Genomic DNA, 16,849 nt, shown 5'->3' with positions numbered 1-16,849 from the left:
TTCCGTACCCCGACACCGATTGGAACCCACTATGTCCACGATCGCCGTCAACGTCCTGAACTTCAATCGGGCAGAGTCCGATCTCATGTTCGCTCGCCTGGCCGCGGGCGTCGGCCTGGGCACGTGGAACCACACTCGTGATCTCGGGTCACTCGACAACCAGCCGATCATCCGCCAGAACCGCGACACTCTGTACAGCAGCGCGATCATCGACGTGCGCGAGAACGTCACCATCACGGTGCCCGATACCGGCGAGCGCTACATCTCCGTGTGGGTGGTCAGTCAAGATCACTTCGGTCCCGTCATCCTGCGCGACCCGGGAGAGCACCTGCTCACGCGTGAATTGGTCGGGACCGACTACGCCGCACTGATCGTGCGCATCCTCGTCGATCCGAACAGCCCCGAAGACGTCGCCGAGGTGAACCGGTTGCAAGACGCCCTCAACATCGACGGCGGCGGAACGGGAGAGTTCCCGTTGCCCGACTACGACGAGCAATCGCAGACCGAGACCCGCGACGCACTCCTCGCACTCGCGCGTGGCATCACCACGTACGACCATTCATTCGGTACCGCTGCGGAAGTCGATCCGATCAGGCACCTGCTCGGTACCGCATCCGGCTGGGGTGGCCTTCCCGAGTACGAGGCCACCTACGTCAACTTCGACGAACGTCTCCCGGTCGGGGAATACCGTCTCCGCCTGAACGATGTTCCCGTGGATGCGTTCTGGTCGGTCTCGCTGTACAACGCGGCCGGATACTTCGAAGAGAACGCTCTGGGCGTCAACAGCATCAACAGCCTCACGGCCACCCCAGACTCCGACGGCAGCAACACCATTCGCTTCGGGGTCCATCTCGACGGCGTCGCGAACGCACTGCCCATCATGCCCGGGTGGAACTACGTACTGCGCCTGTACCGCCCCCGTCCCTCCGTGCTCGACGGCACCTGGACGGCGCCTCGTCCCGAAGCCCTGCAGCAAAGCGTTCCCCACGCACACACCACTCTCGGGTGACTCGACCTGATCACGGAGGTACAAGCCATGCGTCTGTTATTTCAGCTCGTTTCGCAATGTGTTCTCGGCGCGATAGCGCTGATCGTCGTGCATTTTGCTCTTCCCGGGGTCAGCCTGAGCGTGAACGGCTTCTTGGCCGCTATCGGTGTATTCACCCTCGCACACATGATCCTCGGCCCATTCGTGCTCAGCGTGGCACTGCACTACGCGGCTCCGCTCGCGGGTGGTGTCGGCTTGGTCGCCACACTGCTCGCGCTCTGGGTTGCGACCCTGGTCCCCGACGGTATCGAGATCAGCGGCGTCGGGTCCTGGATCCTCGCCCCGATCATCGTGTGGGTGATCACGGCATTGGGCGGGTGGATCTTCATGGCTCTCGTCATCGACAAGTGGATCAAGAGACGCAATGCCGAAAAGCTCGTGCGCAGTGTGCAGAAGGCATGAATGATCAGTTCGGAAACGGAACCCACAAGGAGTCAGCCATGCCAACTCACCCGCTCGATCGCCGCGTTCTCCTGAAGACCGTTCCGAACTTCCGGGACCTCGGTGGCATTCCTGTTGCAGACGGCACCGTCCGCGCGGGCGCGCTCTATCGTTCGGCGACTCTGGCGAAACTCGACGGCGACGACCTTGCCGCGGTCGCCGACTTGGACGTGCGGACGGTATACGACCTGAGGACCGCCGCCGAGCGCGACGGCGCACTCGACAATCTCCCTGACTCGACGCGCACAGTCTGGCTCGACGTACTTGCCGACAATGCCCAAAACGCCGCGGCCACTGGACTACTCATGACGGACCCGGTCGCATACGCCGAGACCATCAGCGACGGACGTGGGATCGCACAGATGGAGGAAGCCAACCGCAACTTCGTCAGCCTGCCGTCCGCTCTCGACGCCTATCGCACGTTCTACCTCGACCTCATCGACGAAAAACGCTCCGGGGCAGCACTTTTCCACTGCACCACCGGCAAGGATCGAACCGGGTGGGCCGCGACCTCTTTCCTACTCCTCCTCGGGGCCGACGAAGCCGATGTACGCGCCGACTACCTGGAGACGAACACCGATCTGGCTCCCATGACAGAACCGATCCTCGACTTCGCCGCGAGCAAAGGCGTTGACGCAGAAGTGCTACGACCCCTCCTCGGAGTCCGTGACAGCTATTTCGACGCAGCTCTCGACGAAATGCGCACGCACTTCGGCACCGTCGAGGACTACGCAATCAACGGACTGAAGCTCACCGCAGAGCAACTCACCGCGCTCCGCGAGCGGTTCACATCCAGGTCGGGAGTCATCAGCGCGAAGTGATCGGAGCCCTTACCGAACAGGCATTTTCGCCCTCTCCCCGCTTTTTCTGGTGATTGTCCGCCCGGGTGACCACGACGACGGCGACGATGCCCACCGCCAAGCCGAGCGCGGTGAACGGAGTGAAGGATTCTCCGAACATCAGTGCGCCCCAGACCGCGGTGACGGGGGCGATCAAGAACATCAGGGTGTTGACGGACGTAATGCCGATGCGGCGGAGCAACAACCAGTACAGCCCGTAACCACCGAAGGTGGACAACACGATCAACCAGAGCAACGCGATCCAGAATGTGCTGATACTCGGCGGTACGGCAGCATCCGAGACGATCGCCAGAGTTGTGAAAGCTATTGCGCTGGTTGAGCAGTGGATGGCCAAAGCCTGCAGTGGCGGTGTGGACGTGGGAGCGCGTTGCTGGACGAAGGTGGATGCAACCAGGCTGAGCATCCCCAGGAACGGAATCGCGTACGCCCACCACGGCGCCGATGTGCCGGCCCCGGCATCGGCTGCCGTGACCATCACGACGCCGCCCATTCCGATCGCCAACCCGACCCACTGCATACGCGGGACTGCGACACCGAGGACCGGACCGAGCAGCGCGGCAGCCACCAGCGGCTGAATACCGTCGATCAGCGCTGTGGTTCCGGTGTTCACGCCGAGATCGACTGCCCAGTACACCGACAACAGGTAGCCACTCTGGGAGAGCATCCCGATCACCACCTGCCTGCCGAGAGCCCGTGGTGTCGGCATCGTGTTCTGGCGCCGGGCGGAGAACCAGACAATCGGGAGCAGTACCACCGCGAGCGGGAGAAAACGCCACATCAGCAGCGTGGGGACCCCGGCACTGCCGGCGCCTAGTTTGGCTCCGATGAATCCCGAACTCCAGCACGCGACGAACAGGACCGACAAGGTAGCCGTCACGGCAGATCTCGAGGTCACGATCCGAGGTATACCGATCTGTTTACTCATGAGCCCGACTATACAGATCGGTATACTTTTGTCCATGGCAGAGGAATCCACACCCGAATTGACTCCGAAAGCGCGTCGCATTCTGGAGTCTGCGTCGAAGCTGTTCTACGAAAAGGGGATTCATGCCGTAGGCGTGGATACCGTCGCACTGGACGCCGGGGTCACGAAGAAGACTTTGTACGAACGGTTCGGCTCGAAAGACGGTCTCGTCGTTGAATACCTGAGGGCTCGAGATCGGCGGTGGCGAATCTTTCGCGACGAGAAGCTCGCATCAGCCGGAGCTAGCCGCGCCGAACAGTTGAGTGCGGTATTCGACGCTTCCGCCTCCTGGTCCAAGGCGAGCGGAGGCAAAGGGTGCAGCATGATCAACGCGCACGCCGAGTTCAGCGATCACTCACATCCGGTGTTCGCTGTCATCGCCGAACAAAAGCGGGAGATGTCAGACCTTTTCCGGCGCATTCTGGCGACGGACGGACTAGCCGACGAACGTCTCGTCGAGGCAATCATGCTGCTTCACGAAGGTGCCCTCGTCGCAGACGGGATCGGTATCGGCACCGACCCCTTCGGCGCCGGCCGGGACGCGGCGCTCGAATTGCTCAAAAATTCAGACTGATTCGCGCAGTTGCCCCCACAGTCACTCCCCCACCCGCTTCGCCCCCACAGTCACTCCCCCACCCGCTTCGCCCCCACCATGCGCCTCGCTATCTCCAAATACCTCTCCACCAACTCGTCCGGAGACAACTCACCGTCCGGTCGGTACCAGACCGCGACGGCGACGCACATCGTCACCACGGCTCTGCTGGCGTCCTCGGGATGGTCGGCTTCGAACACGCCCGAGGCGACGCCGTCGAGGACGATCCGGTCCACCTGCTTCTGCTGTTCGTCGCGCTGGGCGATGTAACCAGCCCGGCTGTCGGGCTCCATGCTGCGGATCTCGGAGGAGGCGACGAACGACTGCTCGCGTCGAAACATGTGGAACCGCAACAGAGATTCGATCACCGCGTCGAAGCGATCGGAGGGATCGTCCCCGGCATCGAGTTCGGCGGCGCGGCTTCGCTCCAACAACTCCGTCATCACAACGGTCGCCAGACCGATCAGCAGAGCTTGCTTGGACGGGTAGTGGTGGTAGAGCCCCGGCACCGACAGCCCGGACCGCGACGCGACGTCACGGATCGAAGTCCCGTGATAGCCCTGCTCGACGAACGCCTCCAACGCCGCAGCGAGCGGTTTCGGTAGTCCCAGGTCTTCGTAATCGCGCCAGGACCCGCGTACCGGAAGCTCGTTCGTCATACCGATACCGTAGATCGCTCTTGCGCCGCCGCCGAACACGTCGGAGCCATTGGTTAGAGTCGGTGTTCACCGAAAGACAGGGACCAGTCATGATCCATGTTCGCCACACCGCGGTTGCTGCCGTGCCGGTTGATGTCGCCTTCGACTACATCGACAACTACCGCAATGTCCCGACGTGGATGTTCGGTGTTTCCGAGTTCACCCCGTTCGGAGAGTTCGATCAGGGACTCGGCGCCACGTTCGACGCGGCCATGCAGATCGGGCCGAGCACGTTGCGCTCCAAACTCGAGGTCACCGAGTGGGAGAAGAATCGGATCATCAAGCTGTCCTCGCTCGGCGGTGTATCCAACTCGTCCACGTGGGAGTTCGCTGCGATCGACGATTCCAAGACCGAGCTTTCCGTCGACTTCGCCTACAAACTGCCCGGCGGCATTGCCGGCAAGGCACTCGGCCGATTGATCGGGCCGTTCGTCGAAAACGCTGTCAAGAACAGCGAGGAAACACTGCGCCACAGCCTCGAGGAGCAGTTCGCGGCCCGCGGCGAAGGCTGAAACTACCCGCGGTCGCCTTCGAGTCCCAGCGCGTTGGCCCACACCTGAGTAGCCGTCTTGACGACGTCCTCGAACGGGACGGGGTTGCCGTCGGCGCCAGGTTCCTCGGAGACGAATGAACTGTAGGCAAGACGGCTCACCATCGCCGACAGTGCTCGGGAAGCCAACAGCGGGTCCAACGAGGCGTCTGCCTTGCCAGCTGCTTGCAAGCGTTCGATGGCTCGGGCATTACGAGAAATGAAGGTCTCGGCTCGGTCCCGACGCAGTTTCGCGAAGGCCGGATCGATGTGCGATACCTGCTCGAGCAGACCCATCAGTTTGGCGTTGCGGCGAAAAGCCGTCAGGTAGGCACGGTTGCTCGATTCGAGGACCGCATACGGATTGTCGACGTCGCGGACCCGTCCCATGCCTGGGTGCAGCATGTCTTCCTGCGCGACGTCGAGAACTGCGGCGAAGATCTGCTCTTTGTTGTCGAAGTAGGTGTAGAACGTGCCGGTGGAGCAGTTCGCTTCCTTGGTGATGTCCGTGAGACGGGCGTCGAGATACCCTGCGCGCTCGAACACCGTTCGAGCCGCTGCGACCAGAGAAGCCCTGGTACGGACGCCGCGGGCAGTCACCGGCAGGTCACGCAGAAGCTCCGTCGCAGCCATGGATGGTGGCGGACGGTCTTCCCAGTTCTCCTGAGGTTCGGCGCGAGAGGTCACCAGCTACTTATACGGCAAAGCCGGCGACATCTCGGCATCGGCGTCAGGTGATGGTGATTCCTCCGTCGACGGCGATGGTCTGACCGGTGACGTATCCGCCGGCCTCGGACGCGAGCCACACCATGGTGGCCGCGAGCTCTTCCGGATCGCCCATGCGGCCGAGGATCAGGCGCGGAGCCATCGCGTCCAAGTAACCGTCGTTGTATTGGTCCGTCATTTCCGACTTGAAGAAGCCGGGCGCGATCGCGTTGACGCGAATGCCCTTGCGCGTTCCCCACTGCTGTGCGAGGTCGCGGGTCAATCCGATGACGCCTGCCTTGCTCGCCGCATAGGCGGCCTGCGGGAGTCCGGCGGTCGTCAATCCGAGAATGCTCGAGATGTTGACGATGGAGCTGCCCGGGAGCATGACGCGGCCGCAGGCCTGCGCTGCCCAGTAGGACCCATTGAGGTTGATGTCGATGACGGCGCGGAACTGGTCCGGGGTCTCGCGGGTCGCCGGAACGGCAGTTCCGACGCCGGCGTTGTTGACCAGCACGTCCACGCGGCCGAACTTCTCCATCGCGGCGTCGACCATGTTCTGAGCCTGAGCCGGATCGACGATGTCGGTGGCCACACACAATGCTTCGCGGCCTGCGTCACGCACGAGCTTGGCCGTGTCTTCGAGCTTGTCGACGCGGCGAGCAGCGAGGACGACGTCCGCGCCGGCCTCTGCTGCGGCTTTCGCAAACGCCACCCCGAGGCCCGACGACGCACCGGTCACGATGACCACTCGATCGGTCAGAGAGAACTTGTCGAGAACAGACATGCGCGGTGATGCTCCTGTGTCGTCGGGTTCGGGAAGTGGCGGTTGCAGTGACGTATCGACTGCAGTTGCGAAATTACAGGCCGAGATCGCGGCCGATGAGTTCCTTCATGATCTCGTTGGATCCGGCCCAGATCTTGGTGACGCGGGCGTCCATCCACGCGCGAGCGGCGCGGTACTCGGTCATGAAGCCGTAGCCACCGTGCAACTGAACGCAGTGATCGAGGACCTCGTTCTGCACCTGCGCGGTCCACCACTTAGCCTTGGCGGCGTCGATGGCGGTCAGCTCGCCGGCAGCGTGTGCCGCGACGCAGTTGTCGACGTAGGCCTGGGTGACCTCGATGCGGGTGACGAGATCCGCGAGAAGGAATTTGTTCCACTGCAACGAGCCGATCGGCTGACCGAAAGCCTTGCGGTCCTTGGCATATTGCAGCGTCTCTTCGAGGATCGGAGCGGCGTGCGCGATGTTGGACACCGCAGCGCCGACGCGCTCCTGCGGCAGCATTTCCATCATGTGGATGAAGCCGCGGTCGATCTCACCGATGATGTTGGTGGACGGCACGCGAACGTTCTCGAAGAACAGTTCGGCGGTATCGGACTCGTGCTGGCCGACCTTGTCGAGCTTGCGTCCGCGCTCGAAGCCTTCCATGCCGGTCTCGACGGCAAAGAGGGTGATGCCCTTGGACTTCTTCTCGGGACTGGTCCGAGCCGCCACGATCACGAGGTCGGCGTTGTAGCCGTTGGTGATGAAGGTCTTGGAGCCGTTGATGATCCAGTCGTCGCCGTCCTTGACCGCAGTGGTCTTGAGCGAGGCGAGGTCGGATCCACCGGAAGGCTCGGTCATGCCGATGGCCGTCAGCATCTCACCGGTGCAGAACTTGGGCAGCCAACGCTGCTTCTGCTCTTCGGTGGTGAGCTGAACGAGGTAGGGAGCAACGACGTCGGCGTGAATGCCGAAGCTCGAGGCAACAGCTGCACTGGCGCGCGAGAGCTCTTCGGCCAGAACCGCGTTGAAGCGGTAGTCGCCGGCTTCGCTTCCGCCGTACGCCTCCGGAACCTCGAGTCCGAGGAAGCCGTTGCGTCCCGCTTCGAGCCAGATTTCACGATCGATGAAGCGCTGGTCGATCAGCTTCTCTGCGACCGGAAGGATGTTCCGGTTGACGAATTCGCGAGCAGATTCGCGAAATGCCTCGTGATCGGGTCCGTACAGAGTGCGACGCATGACGAGTTGCTTCCTTTCGGCGTGGCAAAGCCACACGTAACGATGTTCCTAAGCATTCGCTTAGAATCTAAGCACCTGCTTATAGTGAATCGAGAGCGGGATATTGTCAACATCGAAATCCGTCACACCTGGAGGAAACCGTGAGCGATTCACCTGACGTGGTGATCAGCCCCTCCAAAGCTGCGGCCCGTATCCGCGCGGCAGCCGTGGACGCTTTTGCCTCTGCCGGCTACGGCGGCACCACCACCCGTGACATCGCCGCGCGACTCGACATGAGTCCCGCCGCCATGTACCCGCACTACCGCTCGAAAGAAGAACTGCTTTTCGCGATCAGCTTCGAAGGCCACACCGAAGCGTTGAAGGTGGTCGAGGGCGCCGACCGACCTGGTGAAGAACCGTCCGTTCGTTTGCAGGAACTGATCAGCACCTTCGCCAGTTGGCAGGCCGGGCACCATTCACTCGCTCGCGTTGTCCAGTACGAACTCACTGCCCTCACACCAGAGCACTACCGAACCGTCGTCGCGCTTCGCCGCAGCACGACGCGGGTGGTCCGGGAGGTTGTCGATGCCGGCGTGCAGTCGGGCGATTTCACGATCCCTGATGCCGAAGGCGTCACCCTCGCCTTGATGTCCCTGTGCGTCGACGTGTGCCGCTGGTTCCCGGCCGGCAACTACACGAATCCGGAAGACATCGGAAAACTGTACGGAGACCTGGCATTGAGGATGGTGGGCGCCGCCCGAATCAGGTGACGCCGACCGCAGAAAGGACTCGGCCAGTGGCCAACCGCACCTATCTCTACTCGACCCCTGTTGCCCCGCATGAGAATCCGGCTGCCGCTCGCACCCGTGGACTCAAAGGAATCTCGGAGTGGTCGTACGCGATACCGCTGGTCCCACGGATCCTTGTGTCCGTGAATCCCTTCGCCCAACAGTCGATCATCTGGGACGACACCCCCGACCTGATCGCGGTCACCGCGCCCTGTGGTCCTGGTATCGCCCGGCTCGAAGACTTCCTCGGCCGCATCGATCACCCCGAACTCGGCACGATGGCCGGCGATGCGCTGCGTTTCCTGCGCAGCCACACCGAACCCGACCACTACTTCGTCCTCGAGTGCGGCGAGATCTTCGACATGGACGACGAACCGTTCGCCGAACAGGGCACGGCCCTGATGACCGGTCTGGCGGACATCGACGCCGAGATGGAGGCGGCGCTGGCCACACTCGCACCCGCCAAGCCGCGCTTCTGGGAGCGACTGTTCACGCCGACTCAGGAGAGCGTCGAGGAACCGCTACGCGAACTCGGCCTCGGTTACTGGTCCGAGACCCTGTACTTCGATCTCGACGTCCCTCGATAGGAGCCGATCAGTCCGAGATCTCACCCAACCGACGCTCCAGGTAGGCCCGCTCCGGTTCCGTACCAACGAGTTTCAGAGCTTGTCGGTACGCGGATGCCGCTGCGTCGGTGCGCCCCAACCGAGCAAGTAGTTCGGCTCGTGCAAGGTGATACGGATGGTAGTCGGCAAGTTTGGGCTCCGCTGCCAGTTCCTCCAGCGCAGTCAGCCCGACTTCCTCGCCGTCGCGCATCGCCAACGCTACTGCCCGATTGACGGCCACGACCGGCGACGGAGTCAGCGTGAGGAGCACTCCGTAGAGAGCGCAGATCTGTGGCCAGTCGGTGCTCTCCACATCTGCGGCCTCGTCATGCAATGCGGCGATGGCGGCCTGCACCCCGTACGGCCCCGGCGCTCCCCCGGTCAACGCGACTACGACGAGGTCGCTGCCTTCCTCGATCATCGGCTGGTCCCAACACCCGCGATCCTGGTCTTCGAGGAGCACGATCCCGCCGGCGGCGTCGGTACGGGCATCCCGACGCGCGTGGACGAGAAGCATCAATGCAAGCAACCCGGCGATCTCGCGCTCATCGGGAAGCAATGCGCGCAAGATCCTCGCCAGCCTGATCGCCTCCACCGCCAGGTCTACGCGTTGCAGATCCGGACCCGAACTCGCTGCGTACCCCTCGGTGAACACCGAGTAGATCACCTGCAGAACACCGGGCAAACGTTCCGGGAGTTCTTCGGCGCTGGGAGTGCGGAAGGGAATCCGAGCCTGACGGATTTTCTTCTTCGCGCGCACGATCCGCTGCGCCATCGTCGCCGAAGGAACGAGGAAGGCCCGAGCGACTTCGGGCGTCGTCAACCCGCCGAGGCAACGCAAGGTGAGTGCGATTCGGTCGTCCTCGGCCAGCGCTGGGTGCGAGCAGGTGAAGAACAGCTGCAACCGCTCGTCGGGAAGTTCTCCGTCGACTGTGGGCGGCGCCGGGTCGGCACGATCGGCGTCCACCTGCATCACCGCCAATCGCGCCGCATAGGCCTGATCACGACGAAGCCTGTCGACGGCTTTACGACGCGCCGTGGTCAGCAGCCAGGCGCCGGGTTTAGCCGGCACTCCGTCCACGGGCCAGTGCACCAACGCGGCCTCGACGGCTTCGGAGGTGACTTCCTCGGCCAGATCCAGATCACCGAAGCGGCGGACGAGCGAGGCCAAGAGTCGTCCGCGTTCCTCCCGGAACACTGACTCGATGGAGTTCTCGGCCTGCTCGTCCACGGCGAATCAGTCCCCGAACCCGGCCAGTGGACGCACCTCGACGCTGCCGCCGTCGCGCGCGCCGGGGCACCGCGCGGCCCAGGCCAGCGCCGCATCCAGATCAGGGACGTCGATGACGTCGTAGCCGCCGAGGATCTCACGGGTTTCAGCGAAGGGTCCGTCAGTGACGGTCTTTTCCCCGGACTGCGAGACTCGAACCGTCGTCGTGGTGGTCAGGTCGGCGAGAGCATCGCCGGACACCCAGATGCCGGCGTCCTTCATTTCCTTGTCGTATTGCTGCCAGTCCTCGAACGTGCACTGGGGTTCGGTGTCTCCGCCGGGTGCGGTGTAGATGAGCAACATGTACTTCATGACTGACTCCTTGGTCTGTTGTTTTTCTTGCGGCTTTCTTGCCTTACAACATGACGACGAACGGTTCTCCCCGGAATCGACAGGCGACTCGAAAAAACTTTTGGCGAGTTCGGCCGAGGCGCTGCCGTTAGGCTGAGTGTATGACCGAACGCGACCGGGACGCCGCTGGGAAACCCCTCAATTCGCGGCCCCGTGACGGACTCGGACGTCCACTGCCACGCGACGCAGCGGGCGGTGTCCCGCGCATTCCGGACGATGTACGCCTGCCACCAGACGAGTCGATCACCGAGGCGCAGCGCCTCCTCGACCACGGCATGCCTTTCCACGCACACGAGATTCTCGAAGGAACGTGGAAAAGCGCGCCGCCCGAGGAACGTGACCTGTGGCAGGGACTGGCTCAGTTGGCCGTCGGGCTCACCCATCTGCTTCGGGGCAACAACACCGGCGCCGTCTCACTCCTCGGCCAGGGTCACGACCGCATCAGGCACTACGAGGTCGAGAGTCCGCACGGCCTCGATATCCCCGGTCTACTGACGTGGTCCGAACACCTGCTCGCCGAAATCGATCGCCCCGGCGATTTCCCCGCCCCTCCGATTCCGAGGTTGAGAATCCCCTGATGCCCATCTTCCCCATGTTTCCGCTCGGCTCCGCTTTGCTACCGGGTGAGGTGTTGCCCCTGAACATCTTCGAACCTCGGTATCGCGCACTGGTCGAGAACGTTCTCGAAGCTGCCGACGGCCCACTGTTCGGAGTAGTGCTCATCGCTCGTGGCCACGAGGTCGGTGGCGGCGAATCACGTCACGACGTCGGCACTCTGGCTCGGATCGAGTCTCATGTCGCCATGGGTGCCGGGCGGTATCAGTTGTATTGCCGGACCGAAGACCGCATCCGGGTCAATCGATGGCTGCCAGACGATCCCTACCCACTTGCCGAGGTCGAATTGTGGCCTGACGAGAACAACGGAACACCAGTCACTGCTTACGAATACGACTCGCTCCTCGAGCGCATCGAGTTCATGTACGGAATGCTGGGAAAGCTCGCACTTCGGGCCGGCGAACAGACTCCGCGAATGCCCGTCCCACCGGATCCCTTGGATCCGCTGGGTTCTCGGCTGTATGCCCTCGCCAGGAGCATTCCAATGGGTGACGCCGATCGCCTGGCGATTTTGACCGCGCCAGGCGCCGACGAACGTATTCGCACACTCTCGGAGGCAGTCGAGAACACCATCGAGGTCGCGCAGTTCAATCTCCTCTGAGCGCAACTACGCCATCGTCTGACCCATGTCGATGACGATCTTCGTCCCGGTGACCGCGCGGGAGAGGTCCGTCGCGAGGTAGACGACGGCGTTGGAGATGTCCTCGACGGTGGTGCGCGGGACGGACGTGAGCGGCCACTTGTACGAGTTCATGTACTCCGGATGAGTAGTGAGTACCTTACCGACGTTGGGATCGTTGCCCATCTCGGTCTCCACCGCGCCAGGGTGGATGCTGTTGACTCGAATGTCGAAGCTTCCCAATTCCGTTGCAGCAGTACGAGCCAAACCCACGAGGCCGTGCTTGGCCGCCGAGTAGTGCGCGCAGCCGGGCGCTTCGGCGACGCCGGCAGCACTGCTCACAATCACGATGGAACCACCGTTGCCGGCTTCGATCATTGCAGGAACCGCAGCTGTCATCGTGCGCCAGACACCATTGAGATTGATGTCCACCAGCGTCGACCACTGTTCTTCAGGCATCTCCCAGAAACGGTTCCACGTAGCGATGCCCGCATTGGCAATCACGACGTCGAGGCGACCGAACTTGTCGACGCCCGACGCCACCGCCGCCCGCAGCGCCTCGAGGTCACGGACGTCCGCTACAGCGGTGACGATCTCGCGCCCCTCCGCGCGCACGAGACGAGCCGTTTCTTCGAGGTCGGCTTCAGTCGCGGCCGCGTAACCCACGTCTTCGGACACCGACGCGCACACGTCGACAGCGATGACGTCTGCACCTTCCTGCGCGAGTCGAATCGCGTGATTGCGTCCCTGACCCCGCGCTGCACCGGTGATGAAAACGACCTTGCCTGCCAACAGTTGTGTCATGGCCGGGACGTTAGACGCTGATGTGGCCCGCTGCCTCCGAGTTCCCGCTCGACGGGAATCAACCGTCGACGATGACGACGTGAAGATTCCTCGGACCATGGACACCTTCGACGCGCTCGAGTTCGATGTCGGAGGTCGCCGACGGGCCGCTGATCATGGTGGTGGGGCGCTCCGGTGTCAGCTTCGCAATCGCCTCCGGCACTCCCACTTCCACACTGCTGCGATACACGACGCAGATGTGTGTGTCCGGTACCAGTGTCAACGCACGGCGTCCCTGTGATGGACCGGCGTCGAGGAAGATGGTGCCGGTTTCGGCGCACGATACCTTCGAGCCGGTGACAACGGCGTCGAGGTTCTCGAGTTCAGGAGCCGGTACGTCCGGGCTGTCCACCACCAGCGTTCCGTCGAATCCGGCTACCCATGATCGGTCGAGGCCGGCGGGGATCCCCAGAGTGTGTAGTCCGCGCTCTCTCAGTATTCCGGCGACGGCCTCGGCGACTTCTGTTGCAGCGCAATGGTGAACGTGCGCCTTGTAGTCCACCAGACGGTCGACGAACAAATCGATGAGTTCCCCGTCGGACATGGTTCTGCCAGTCCGGTAGTTTCGCGGTATCTCGCCTTCGCGGGCGGGCGCCAAGGTGATGGCATCACGAATGCGTCCGAGCACCACTTCACGTGAATTCATCTGTCCGCCTTCCCGTCACGACGAGCCTCGTCCAATGCCGCGCGGCCTTCGTCGGAGTCCCACCAGGATCGGAAGGTCTGCTTGGGAGGTGCGGGAATGTCTCTGGCAGCTGTCCAACCGTTCAATGGAGGTGGCAACGTAGAGATCTTCCCTTTCCTGCCGGCCACGACGCGTCCGAGCCCGGCAGCTTTCTGAGCCAACGTCCACCGGCCCTCGGTCGACATCGCCAGAGAGGCGGCTTTCATCGCCAAAGACTCTGCTGTGACACCGGATTGCTCGACCTTTTGGTGACGCAATTCGACGAGCAGCGAGGGTATGTCGATCTTGACCGGGCAGGCGTCGAAGCACGCACCGCACAGACTCGAGGCAAAGGGAAGCGTCGAGTTGGGATCGTCTTTGCCATGCATGCCCGCGAGCTGCGGAGTCAGCACCGCGCCGATCGGTCCCGGATAGGTCGATCCGTAGGCGTGACCGCCGGTGCGCTCGTAGACCGGGCACACGTTCAGACACGCCGAGCACCGTATGCAGCTCAGGGCTTCCCTCCCGATCTTGTCGGCAAGCGCGGCAGTCCGACCGTTGTCGAGGAGGACCAGGTGGAACTCCTGTGGACCGTCGTCGGGCGTGACGCCGGTCCACATGGAGGTGTACGGGTTCATCCGCTCGCCCGTCGAGGACCGCGGCAGCAGTTGCAGGAAGACCTCCAGATCCTGATACGTCGGCAGAATCTTCTCGATGCCCATCACGGTGATCAGTGTTTTCGGCAGCGTCAGGCACATTCGCCCGTTGCCCTCCGACTCCACGACGGTCAGAGTGCCCGTGTCCGCGATGCCGAAATTGGCGCCGGAGACGGCGACCGGCGTCGTCATGAACTTGTGGCGTAAGAACTTTCGTGCAGCTGCGGCAAGTTCGGCCGGGTTCTCCCCGAGGTTCGGATCGACATCTGGCATCTCGCGAAGGAATATCTCCCGAATCTCGGACCTGTTGCGATGGATCGCGGGAACCAGGATGTGCGACGGTTTGTCATGGCCGAGCTGGACGATCAATTCCGCGAGATCGGTCTCGTAGGCGGTGATTCCGTGGGCTTCGAGATGCTCGTTGAGACCGATCTCCTGCGTGGCCATCGACTTGACCTTGATGACCTCGTCGGAGCCGGTGGCTTTGACAAGTTCGGTCACAATGGCGTTGGCCTCGTTGGCATCCGCCGCCCAATGCACCTGCCCACCGCGCGCGATGACTGCAGCTTCGAACTGTTCGAGCAGTTCCGGCAACCGCGCCATGACGTCGGCCTTGATCGCCGAACCCGCATCACGCAGGTCTTCCCAATCGGGAAGCTCTCCAGTCACGTTGATGCGCTTGGCACGGATGGTGTGCGTCGCCTTGCCGATATTGCGTCGCAGTTGCGCGTTGGCCAGCTCGTGATGTGCTGCGACGGGGAATTTCTCAGTACCTCGCAGGAACCCTGCACCCTCGGGCGACCTCGGCGGGAAGCTGGGCAGACCCAGCGTCACAGCGCTCATGCGTGCACCCGGCTTTCCACCGACGCCAGAATCTCCGCGAGGTGAATGGTCTTGGCGCCCATCTGCAGTCGCGACATACCGCCGCCGATATGCATGAGGCACGACGAGTCTCCGGCGCTGCAGAATTCGGCGCCGGTGTCCGCAACGTGGCGAATCTTGTCCGCCAGCATGGCCGTCGAAGTCTCCGCATTCTTGATGGCGAAGGTGCCGCCGAATCCACAGCAGGAATCTGCTTCGGGGAGTTCGACCAGATCGATGTCGCGGACGTTGCGCAGCAACTGAAGTGGCTTGTCCCCCACCCTCAACATGCGCAGTGAGTGACAGGTCGGGTGATAGGTGACCCGGTGCGGGAAGTACGCGCCCACATCGGTGACCCCGAGAACGTCCACGAGGAATTCGGAAAGCTCGTACGTCTTTGCCTTCACGGTCTGCACCTGTCCACACAGCGACGCGGTGCCGTAGCGCTCGGCGACGATCTCGTGTTGATGACGGACCGAACCGACGCACGACCCCGATGGTGCGACAACCGCGTCGATCGACGCATCACCGAAGGTGTCGGCGTAGTTCGCGACCAGCGGTAGTGCGCCCGGCTGATAGCCGGTATTGACGTGCATCTGCCCGCAGCAGGTCTGCCCGGACGGAAACACGACGTCGTGCCCGAGACGGGTGAGCAGGAGGGCGGTGGCCTTGACGGCGTCGGGAAACATCGTGTCCCCGATGCAGGTGGCGAACAGCGCTACTCGCATGTGGTTCCCCGCAATCTGTCGGTGTGGTCTGACCACAGTAATACATCCCCGGACAGGCCACCCCATAAACGGCGTCCACCCGGTTATGCTCTTGCCTCATGCCGACCGAGCCGAGCCCGCGAGCGTGGGAACAAGTACTGAGCCACCTCGAACGTCGGCTCGTTTCAGGCGAGGTGTCTCCTGGCCAGCGCCTGCCGGGAGAGAGAATTCTGGCAGCAGAGTTGGGCGTCGGACGGTCATCGGTCCGAGAAGCGTTGCGGGTCATGGAAGCACTCGGCCTCCTCAAGGCGCAGACTGGCTCCGGCCCGACGTCCGGCGCGATGATCGTGGCCAAACCGACCGGCGGTATGACCATGCTGATGCGGATGCAGGTTGCAGCACAAGGCTTTCCGGTCTCGGATGTGGTGAAGACACGACTCGTTCTCGAATCCGAGGTGATGCAGTCCCTGGCATCGCGGACCCCGACACCCGACCTCCGCGCGGCCGTCGAACTGCTCGACTCGATGGAGGACGCAGCTCTCTCGGCCGAGGAATTCTTGCTACTCGACGCACAGTTCCACGTGGCGCTCGCCGACGCGGCGGGCAATCAGGTGATCGCAGCCATGATGACCGGCCTGCGCGAGTCCATCGAGGCCTACGTTCTCGCGGGCGTCCAGATCGACACCTGGCCGAGCACCTGCAGGCGACTGCGTGACGAACACCGAGGATTGGTGGATGCGGTCAACGCGGGTGACGGCGAACTCGCACGTCAGCGCATAGTCGGACACATCCGCGGTTACTACTCGGAAAGCGCGCACTCCAGCCGGTGACAGGGGGTGGTAATTGCGCCTCCAGAAGTCGTGTACTGTTGGTTTCACACCGACGCGGGGTGGAGCAGCTCGGTAGCTCGCTGGGCTCATAACCCAGAGGTCGCAGGTTCAAATCCTGTCCCCGCTACAAAGAAGAGGCCCGTAGGTTGCGAAAGCGACCTACGGGCCTTTTGCTGTGCGCCTTTATTAACCGCCGGGGGTTAATAAAGGCGCACAGC

At 62.9% G+C, this 16,849-nt stretch carries 21 protein-coding genes and 1 tRNA gene; 11 read left to right on the top strand and 11 right to left on the bottom strand.

Translation table 11 applies throughout. The features are described from left to right. Positions 1-31 precede the first annotated feature (31 nt). The 3 genes from ABIE52_RS26245 to ABIE52_RS26235 are packed head-to-tail and all read left to right on the top strand — an operon-like array spanning position 32 to position 2,310. Positions 32-1,009, top strand: coding sequence for a DUF1214 domain-containing protein (locus ABIE52_RS26245; RefSeq protein ID WP_192712187.1), 978 nt, complete (start codon positions 32-34; stop codon positions 1,007-1,009). 27 nt (positions 1,010-1,036) lie between these two features. Beyond that, complete coding sequence (locus ABIE52_RS26240) at positions 1,037-1,450, top strand: phage holin family protein (RefSeq protein WP_003940418.1); 414 nt, start codon at positions 1,037-1,039, stop codon at positions 1,448-1,450. Positions 1,451-1,488: 38 nt separating this feature from the next. Beyond that, the gene (locus ABIE52_RS26235) at positions 1,489-2,310 is read left to right on the top strand and encodes a tyrosine-protein phosphatase (RefSeq protein WP_039973106.1); all 822 of its coding nucleotides are present in this window, start codon (positions 1,489-1,491) and stop codon (positions 2,308-2,310) included. Here the strand turns inward: ABIE52_RS26235 and ABIE52_RS26230 are convergent. Continuing rightward, positions 2,297-3,226: a DMT family transporter gene (locus tag ABIE52_RS26230; RefSeq protein ID WP_007729640.1), complete on the bottom strand. Its 930-nt coding sequence runs from the start codon at positions 3,224-3,226 to the stop codon at positions 2,297-2,299. The genes ABIE52_RS26235 and ABIE52_RS26230 overlap by 14 nt on opposite strands. An 82-nt stretch (positions 3,227-3,308) precedes the next feature. Between ABIE52_RS26230 and ABIE52_RS26225 the strand changes: the two genes are divergently transcribed. Next, positions 3,309-3,887, top strand: a complete 579-nt coding sequence (locus tag ABIE52_RS26225; RefSeq protein ID WP_007729643.1) for a TetR/AcrR family transcriptional regulator — start codon at positions 3,309-3,311, stop codon at positions 3,885-3,887. Between the two features lie 50 nt (positions 3,888-3,937). Here the strand turns inward: ABIE52_RS26225 and ABIE52_RS26220 are convergent, their stop codons facing one another. Beyond that, the gene (locus tag ABIE52_RS26220) at positions 3,938-4,564 is read right to left on the bottom strand and encodes a TetR/AcrR family transcriptional regulator (protein WP_030536574.1); all 627 of its coding nucleotides are present in this window, start codon (positions 4,562-4,564) and stop codon (positions 3,938-3,940) included. 89 nt (positions 4,565-4,653) lie between these two features. Here ABIE52_RS26220 and ABIE52_RS26215 point away from each other — a divergent pair, with 89 nt between their 5' ends. Beyond that, positions 4,654-5,115, top strand: a complete 462-nt coding sequence (locus tag ABIE52_RS26215) for an SRPBCC family protein (protein WP_003940411.1) — start codon at positions 4,654-4,656, stop codon at positions 5,113-5,115. Between the two features lie 2 nt (positions 5,116-5,117). Here ABIE52_RS26215 and ABIE52_RS26210 read toward each other — a convergent pair whose 3' ends face one another. The 3 genes from ABIE52_RS26210 to ABIE52_RS26200 all read right to left on the bottom strand — a co-directional run bounded on the left by ABIE52_RS26210 (position 5,118) and on the right by ABIE52_RS26200 (position 7,843). Next, entirely contained in the window at positions 5,118-5,765 is a 648-nt protein-coding gene (locus tag ABIE52_RS26210; protein ID WP_007730038.1) for a TetR/AcrR family transcriptional regulator, read from the bottom strand. Positions 5,766-5,862: 97 nt separating this feature from the next. Next, entirely contained in the window at positions 5,863-6,624 is a 762-nt protein-coding gene (locus ABIE52_RS26205; protein WP_192712186.1) for an SDR family NAD(P)-dependent oxidoreductase, read from the bottom strand. A 73-nt stretch (positions 6,625-6,697) separates the two neighbouring features. Then, positions 6,698-7,843, bottom strand: a complete 1,146-nt coding sequence (locus ABIE52_RS26200; protein WP_007730036.1) for an acyl-CoA dehydrogenase family protein — start codon at positions 7,841-7,843, stop codon at positions 6,698-6,700. A gap of 140 nt (positions 7,844-7,983) precedes the next feature. On the opposite strand from ABIE52_RS26200, the gene ABIE52_RS26195 reads away from it, so the two are divergent. Next, positions 7,984-8,592: a TetR/AcrR family transcriptional regulator gene (locus tag ABIE52_RS26195; protein ID WP_030536572.1), complete on the top strand. Its 609-nt coding sequence runs from the start codon at positions 7,984-7,986 to the stop codon at positions 8,590-8,592. Between the two features lie 26 nt (positions 8,593-8,618). Beyond that, a complete protein-coding gene (locus ABIE52_RS26190; protein ID WP_099698112.1) occupies positions 8,619-9,197 on the top strand; it encodes a DUF7822 domain-containing protein in 579 nt (192 codons plus the stop codon). A 7-nt stretch (positions 9,198-9,204) separates the two neighbouring features. Here the strand turns inward: ABIE52_RS26190 and ABIE52_RS26185 are convergent, their stop codons facing one another. Together ABIE52_RS26185 and ABIE52_RS26180 are read right to left on the bottom strand one after the other, a co-directional pair. After that, positions 9,205-10,446, bottom strand: a complete 1,242-nt coding sequence (locus tag ABIE52_RS26185) for an RNA polymerase sigma factor (protein WP_003940594.1) — start codon at positions 10,444-10,446, stop codon at positions 9,205-9,207. A 6-nt stretch (positions 10,447-10,452) separates the two neighbouring features. Continuing rightward, entirely contained in the window at positions 10,453-10,797 is a 345-nt protein-coding gene (locus ABIE52_RS26180; RefSeq protein ID WP_007730031.1) for a YciI family protein, read from the bottom strand. 140 nt (positions 10,798-10,937) lie between these two features. Here ABIE52_RS26180 and ABIE52_RS26175 point away from each other — a divergent pair, with 140 nt between their 5' ends. Together ABIE52_RS26175 and ABIE52_RS26170 are read left to right on the top strand one after the other, a co-directional pair. Beyond that, positions 10,938-11,414 (top strand): DUF309 domain-containing protein, encoded by a 477-nt coding sequence (locus ABIE52_RS26175; RefSeq protein ID WP_003940372.1) that lies wholly within the window; start codon positions 10,938-10,940, stop codon positions 11,412-11,414. Next, positions 11,414-12,052: an LON peptidase substrate-binding domain-containing protein gene (locus ABIE52_RS26170; RefSeq protein ID WP_003940076.1), complete on the top strand. Its 639-nt coding sequence runs from the start codon at positions 11,414-11,416 to the stop codon at positions 12,050-12,052. The genes ABIE52_RS26175 and ABIE52_RS26170 overlap by 1 nt, the downstream gene beginning before the upstream one ends. Before the next feature lie 6 nt (positions 12,053-12,058). Here the strand turns inward: ABIE52_RS26170 and ABIE52_RS26165 are convergent, their stop codons facing one another. From ABIE52_RS26165 to ABIE52_RS26150, 4 genes are read right to left on the bottom strand one after another with little or no spacing between them, the layout of a single operon-like run. Continuing rightward, positions 12,059-12,874 carry a mycofactocin-coupled SDR family oxidoreductase gene (locus ABIE52_RS26165; RefSeq protein WP_042446953.1) on the bottom strand — a complete coding sequence of 272 codons (816 nt, stop codon included), beginning with the start codon at positions 12,872-12,874 and terminating at the stop codon, positions 12,059-12,061. Positions 12,875-12,932: 58 nt separating this feature from the next. Then, positions 12,933-13,559: a LutC/YkgG family protein gene (locus tag ABIE52_RS26160; RefSeq protein ID WP_054828145.1), complete on the bottom strand. Its 627-nt coding sequence runs from the start codon at positions 13,557-13,559 to the stop codon at positions 12,933-12,935. Then, a complete protein-coding gene (locus tag ABIE52_RS26155; protein WP_003940584.1) occupies positions 13,556-15,076 on the bottom strand; it encodes a LutB/LldF family L-lactate oxidation iron-sulfur protein in 1,521 nt (506 codons plus the stop codon). Before ABIE52_RS26155 ends, ABIE52_RS26160 begins: the two co-directional genes overlap by 4 nt. Further along, positions 15,073-15,822: a (Fe-S)-binding protein gene (locus ABIE52_RS26150; RefSeq protein ID WP_003940529.1), complete on the bottom strand. Its 750-nt coding sequence runs from the start codon at positions 15,820-15,822 to the stop codon at positions 15,073-15,075. The genes ABIE52_RS26155 and ABIE52_RS26150 overlap by 4 nt, the downstream gene beginning before the upstream one ends. Positions 15,823-15,920: 98 nt before the next feature. On the opposite strand from ABIE52_RS26150, the gene ABIE52_RS26145 reads away from it, so the two are divergent. Both ABIE52_RS26145 and ABIE52_RS26140 read left to right on the top strand, forming a co-directional pair. Next, a complete protein-coding gene (locus ABIE52_RS26145; protein WP_058226614.1) occupies positions 15,921-16,631 on the top strand; it encodes a FadR/GntR family transcriptional regulator in 711 nt (236 codons plus the stop codon). A 53-nt stretch (positions 16,632-16,684) separates the two neighbouring features. After that, a tRNA-Met gene (locus tag ABIE52_RS26140) sits at positions 16,685-16,758 on the top strand. The last annotated feature ends 91 nt before the right edge of the window (positions 16,759-16,849 follow it).

This window comes from Rhodococcus sp. OAS809, from assembly GCF_040546695.1.
Taxonomy (GTDB): Bacteria; Actinomycetota; Actinomycetes; order Mycobacteriales; family Mycobacteriaceae; genus Rhodococcus_F; species Rhodococcus_F qingshengii.
The sequence above is the reverse complement of the archived record's forward strand: the minus strand, read 5'-3'. Positions and strand labels throughout refer to the sequence as shown.

Excerpts from the sequence above, each read along its gene's own strand:
- ABIE52_RS26160 (WP_054828145.1), bottom strand. The coding sequence starts at position 13,559 with ATGAATTCACGTGAAGTGGTGCTCGGACGCATTCGTGATGCCATCACC.
- ABIE52_RS26155 (WP_003940584.1), bottom strand. The coding sequence starts at position 15,076 with ATGAGCGCTGTGACGCTGGGTCTGCCCAGCTTCCCGCCGAGGTCGCCC.
- ABIE52_RS26175 (WP_003940372.1), top strand. The coding sequence starts at position 10,938 with ATGACCGAACGCGACCGGGACGCCGCTGGGAAACCCCTCAATTCGCGG.
- ABIE52_RS26240 (WP_003940418.1), top strand. The coding sequence starts at position 1,037 with ATGCGTCTGTTATTTCAGCTCGTTTCGCAATGTGTTCTCGGCGCGATA.
- ABIE52_RS26220 (WP_030536574.1), bottom strand. The coding sequence starts at position 4,564 with ATGACGAACGAGCTTCCGGTACGCGGGTCCTGGCGCGATTACGAAGAC.
- ABIE52_RS26225 (WP_007729643.1), top strand. The coding sequence starts at position 3,309 with ATGGCAGAGGAATCCACACCCGAATTGACTCCGAAAGCGCGTCGCATT.
- ABIE52_RS26180 (WP_007730031.1), bottom strand. The coding sequence starts at position 10,797 with ATGAAGTACATGTTGCTCATCTACACCGCACCCGGCGGAGACACCGAA.
- ABIE52_RS26165 (WP_042446953.1), bottom strand. The coding sequence starts at position 12,874 with ATGACACAACTGTTGGCAGGCAAGGTCGTTTTCATCACCGGTGCAGCG.
- ABIE52_RS26200 (WP_007730036.1), bottom strand. The coding sequence starts at position 7,843 with ATGCGTCGCACTCTGTACGGACCCGATCACGAGGCATTTCGCGAATCT.
- ABIE52_RS26235 (WP_039973106.1), top strand. The coding sequence starts at position 1,489 with ATGCCAACTCACCCGCTCGATCGCCGCGTTCTCCTGAAGACCGTTCCG.
- ABIE52_RS26145 (WP_058226614.1), top strand. The coding sequence starts at position 15,921 with ATGCCGACCGAGCCGAGCCCGCGAGCGTGGGAACAAGTACTGAGCCAC.
- ABIE52_RS26210 (WP_007730038.1), bottom strand. The coding sequence starts at position 5,765 with ATGGCTGCGACGGAGCTTCTGCGTGACCTGCCGGTGACTGCCCGCGGC.
- ABIE52_RS26170 (WP_003940076.1), top strand. The coding sequence starts at position 11,414 with ATGCCCATCTTCCCCATGTTTCCGCTCGGCTCCGCTTTGCTACCGGGT.
- ABIE52_RS26215 (WP_003940411.1), top strand. The coding sequence starts at position 4,654 with ATGATCCATGTTCGCCACACCGCGGTTGCTGCCGTGCCGGTTGATGTC.
- ABIE52_RS26245 (WP_192712187.1), top strand. The coding sequence starts at position 32 with ATGTCCACGATCGCCGTCAACGTCCTGAACTTCAATCGGGCAGAGTCC.
- ABIE52_RS26150 (WP_003940529.1), bottom strand. The coding sequence starts at position 15,822 with ATGCGAGTAGCGCTGTTCGCCACCTGCATCGGGGACACGATGTTTCCC.
- ABIE52_RS26205 (WP_192712186.1), bottom strand. The coding sequence starts at position 6,624 with ATGTCTGTTCTCGACAAGTTCTCTCTGACCGATCGAGTGGTCATCGTG.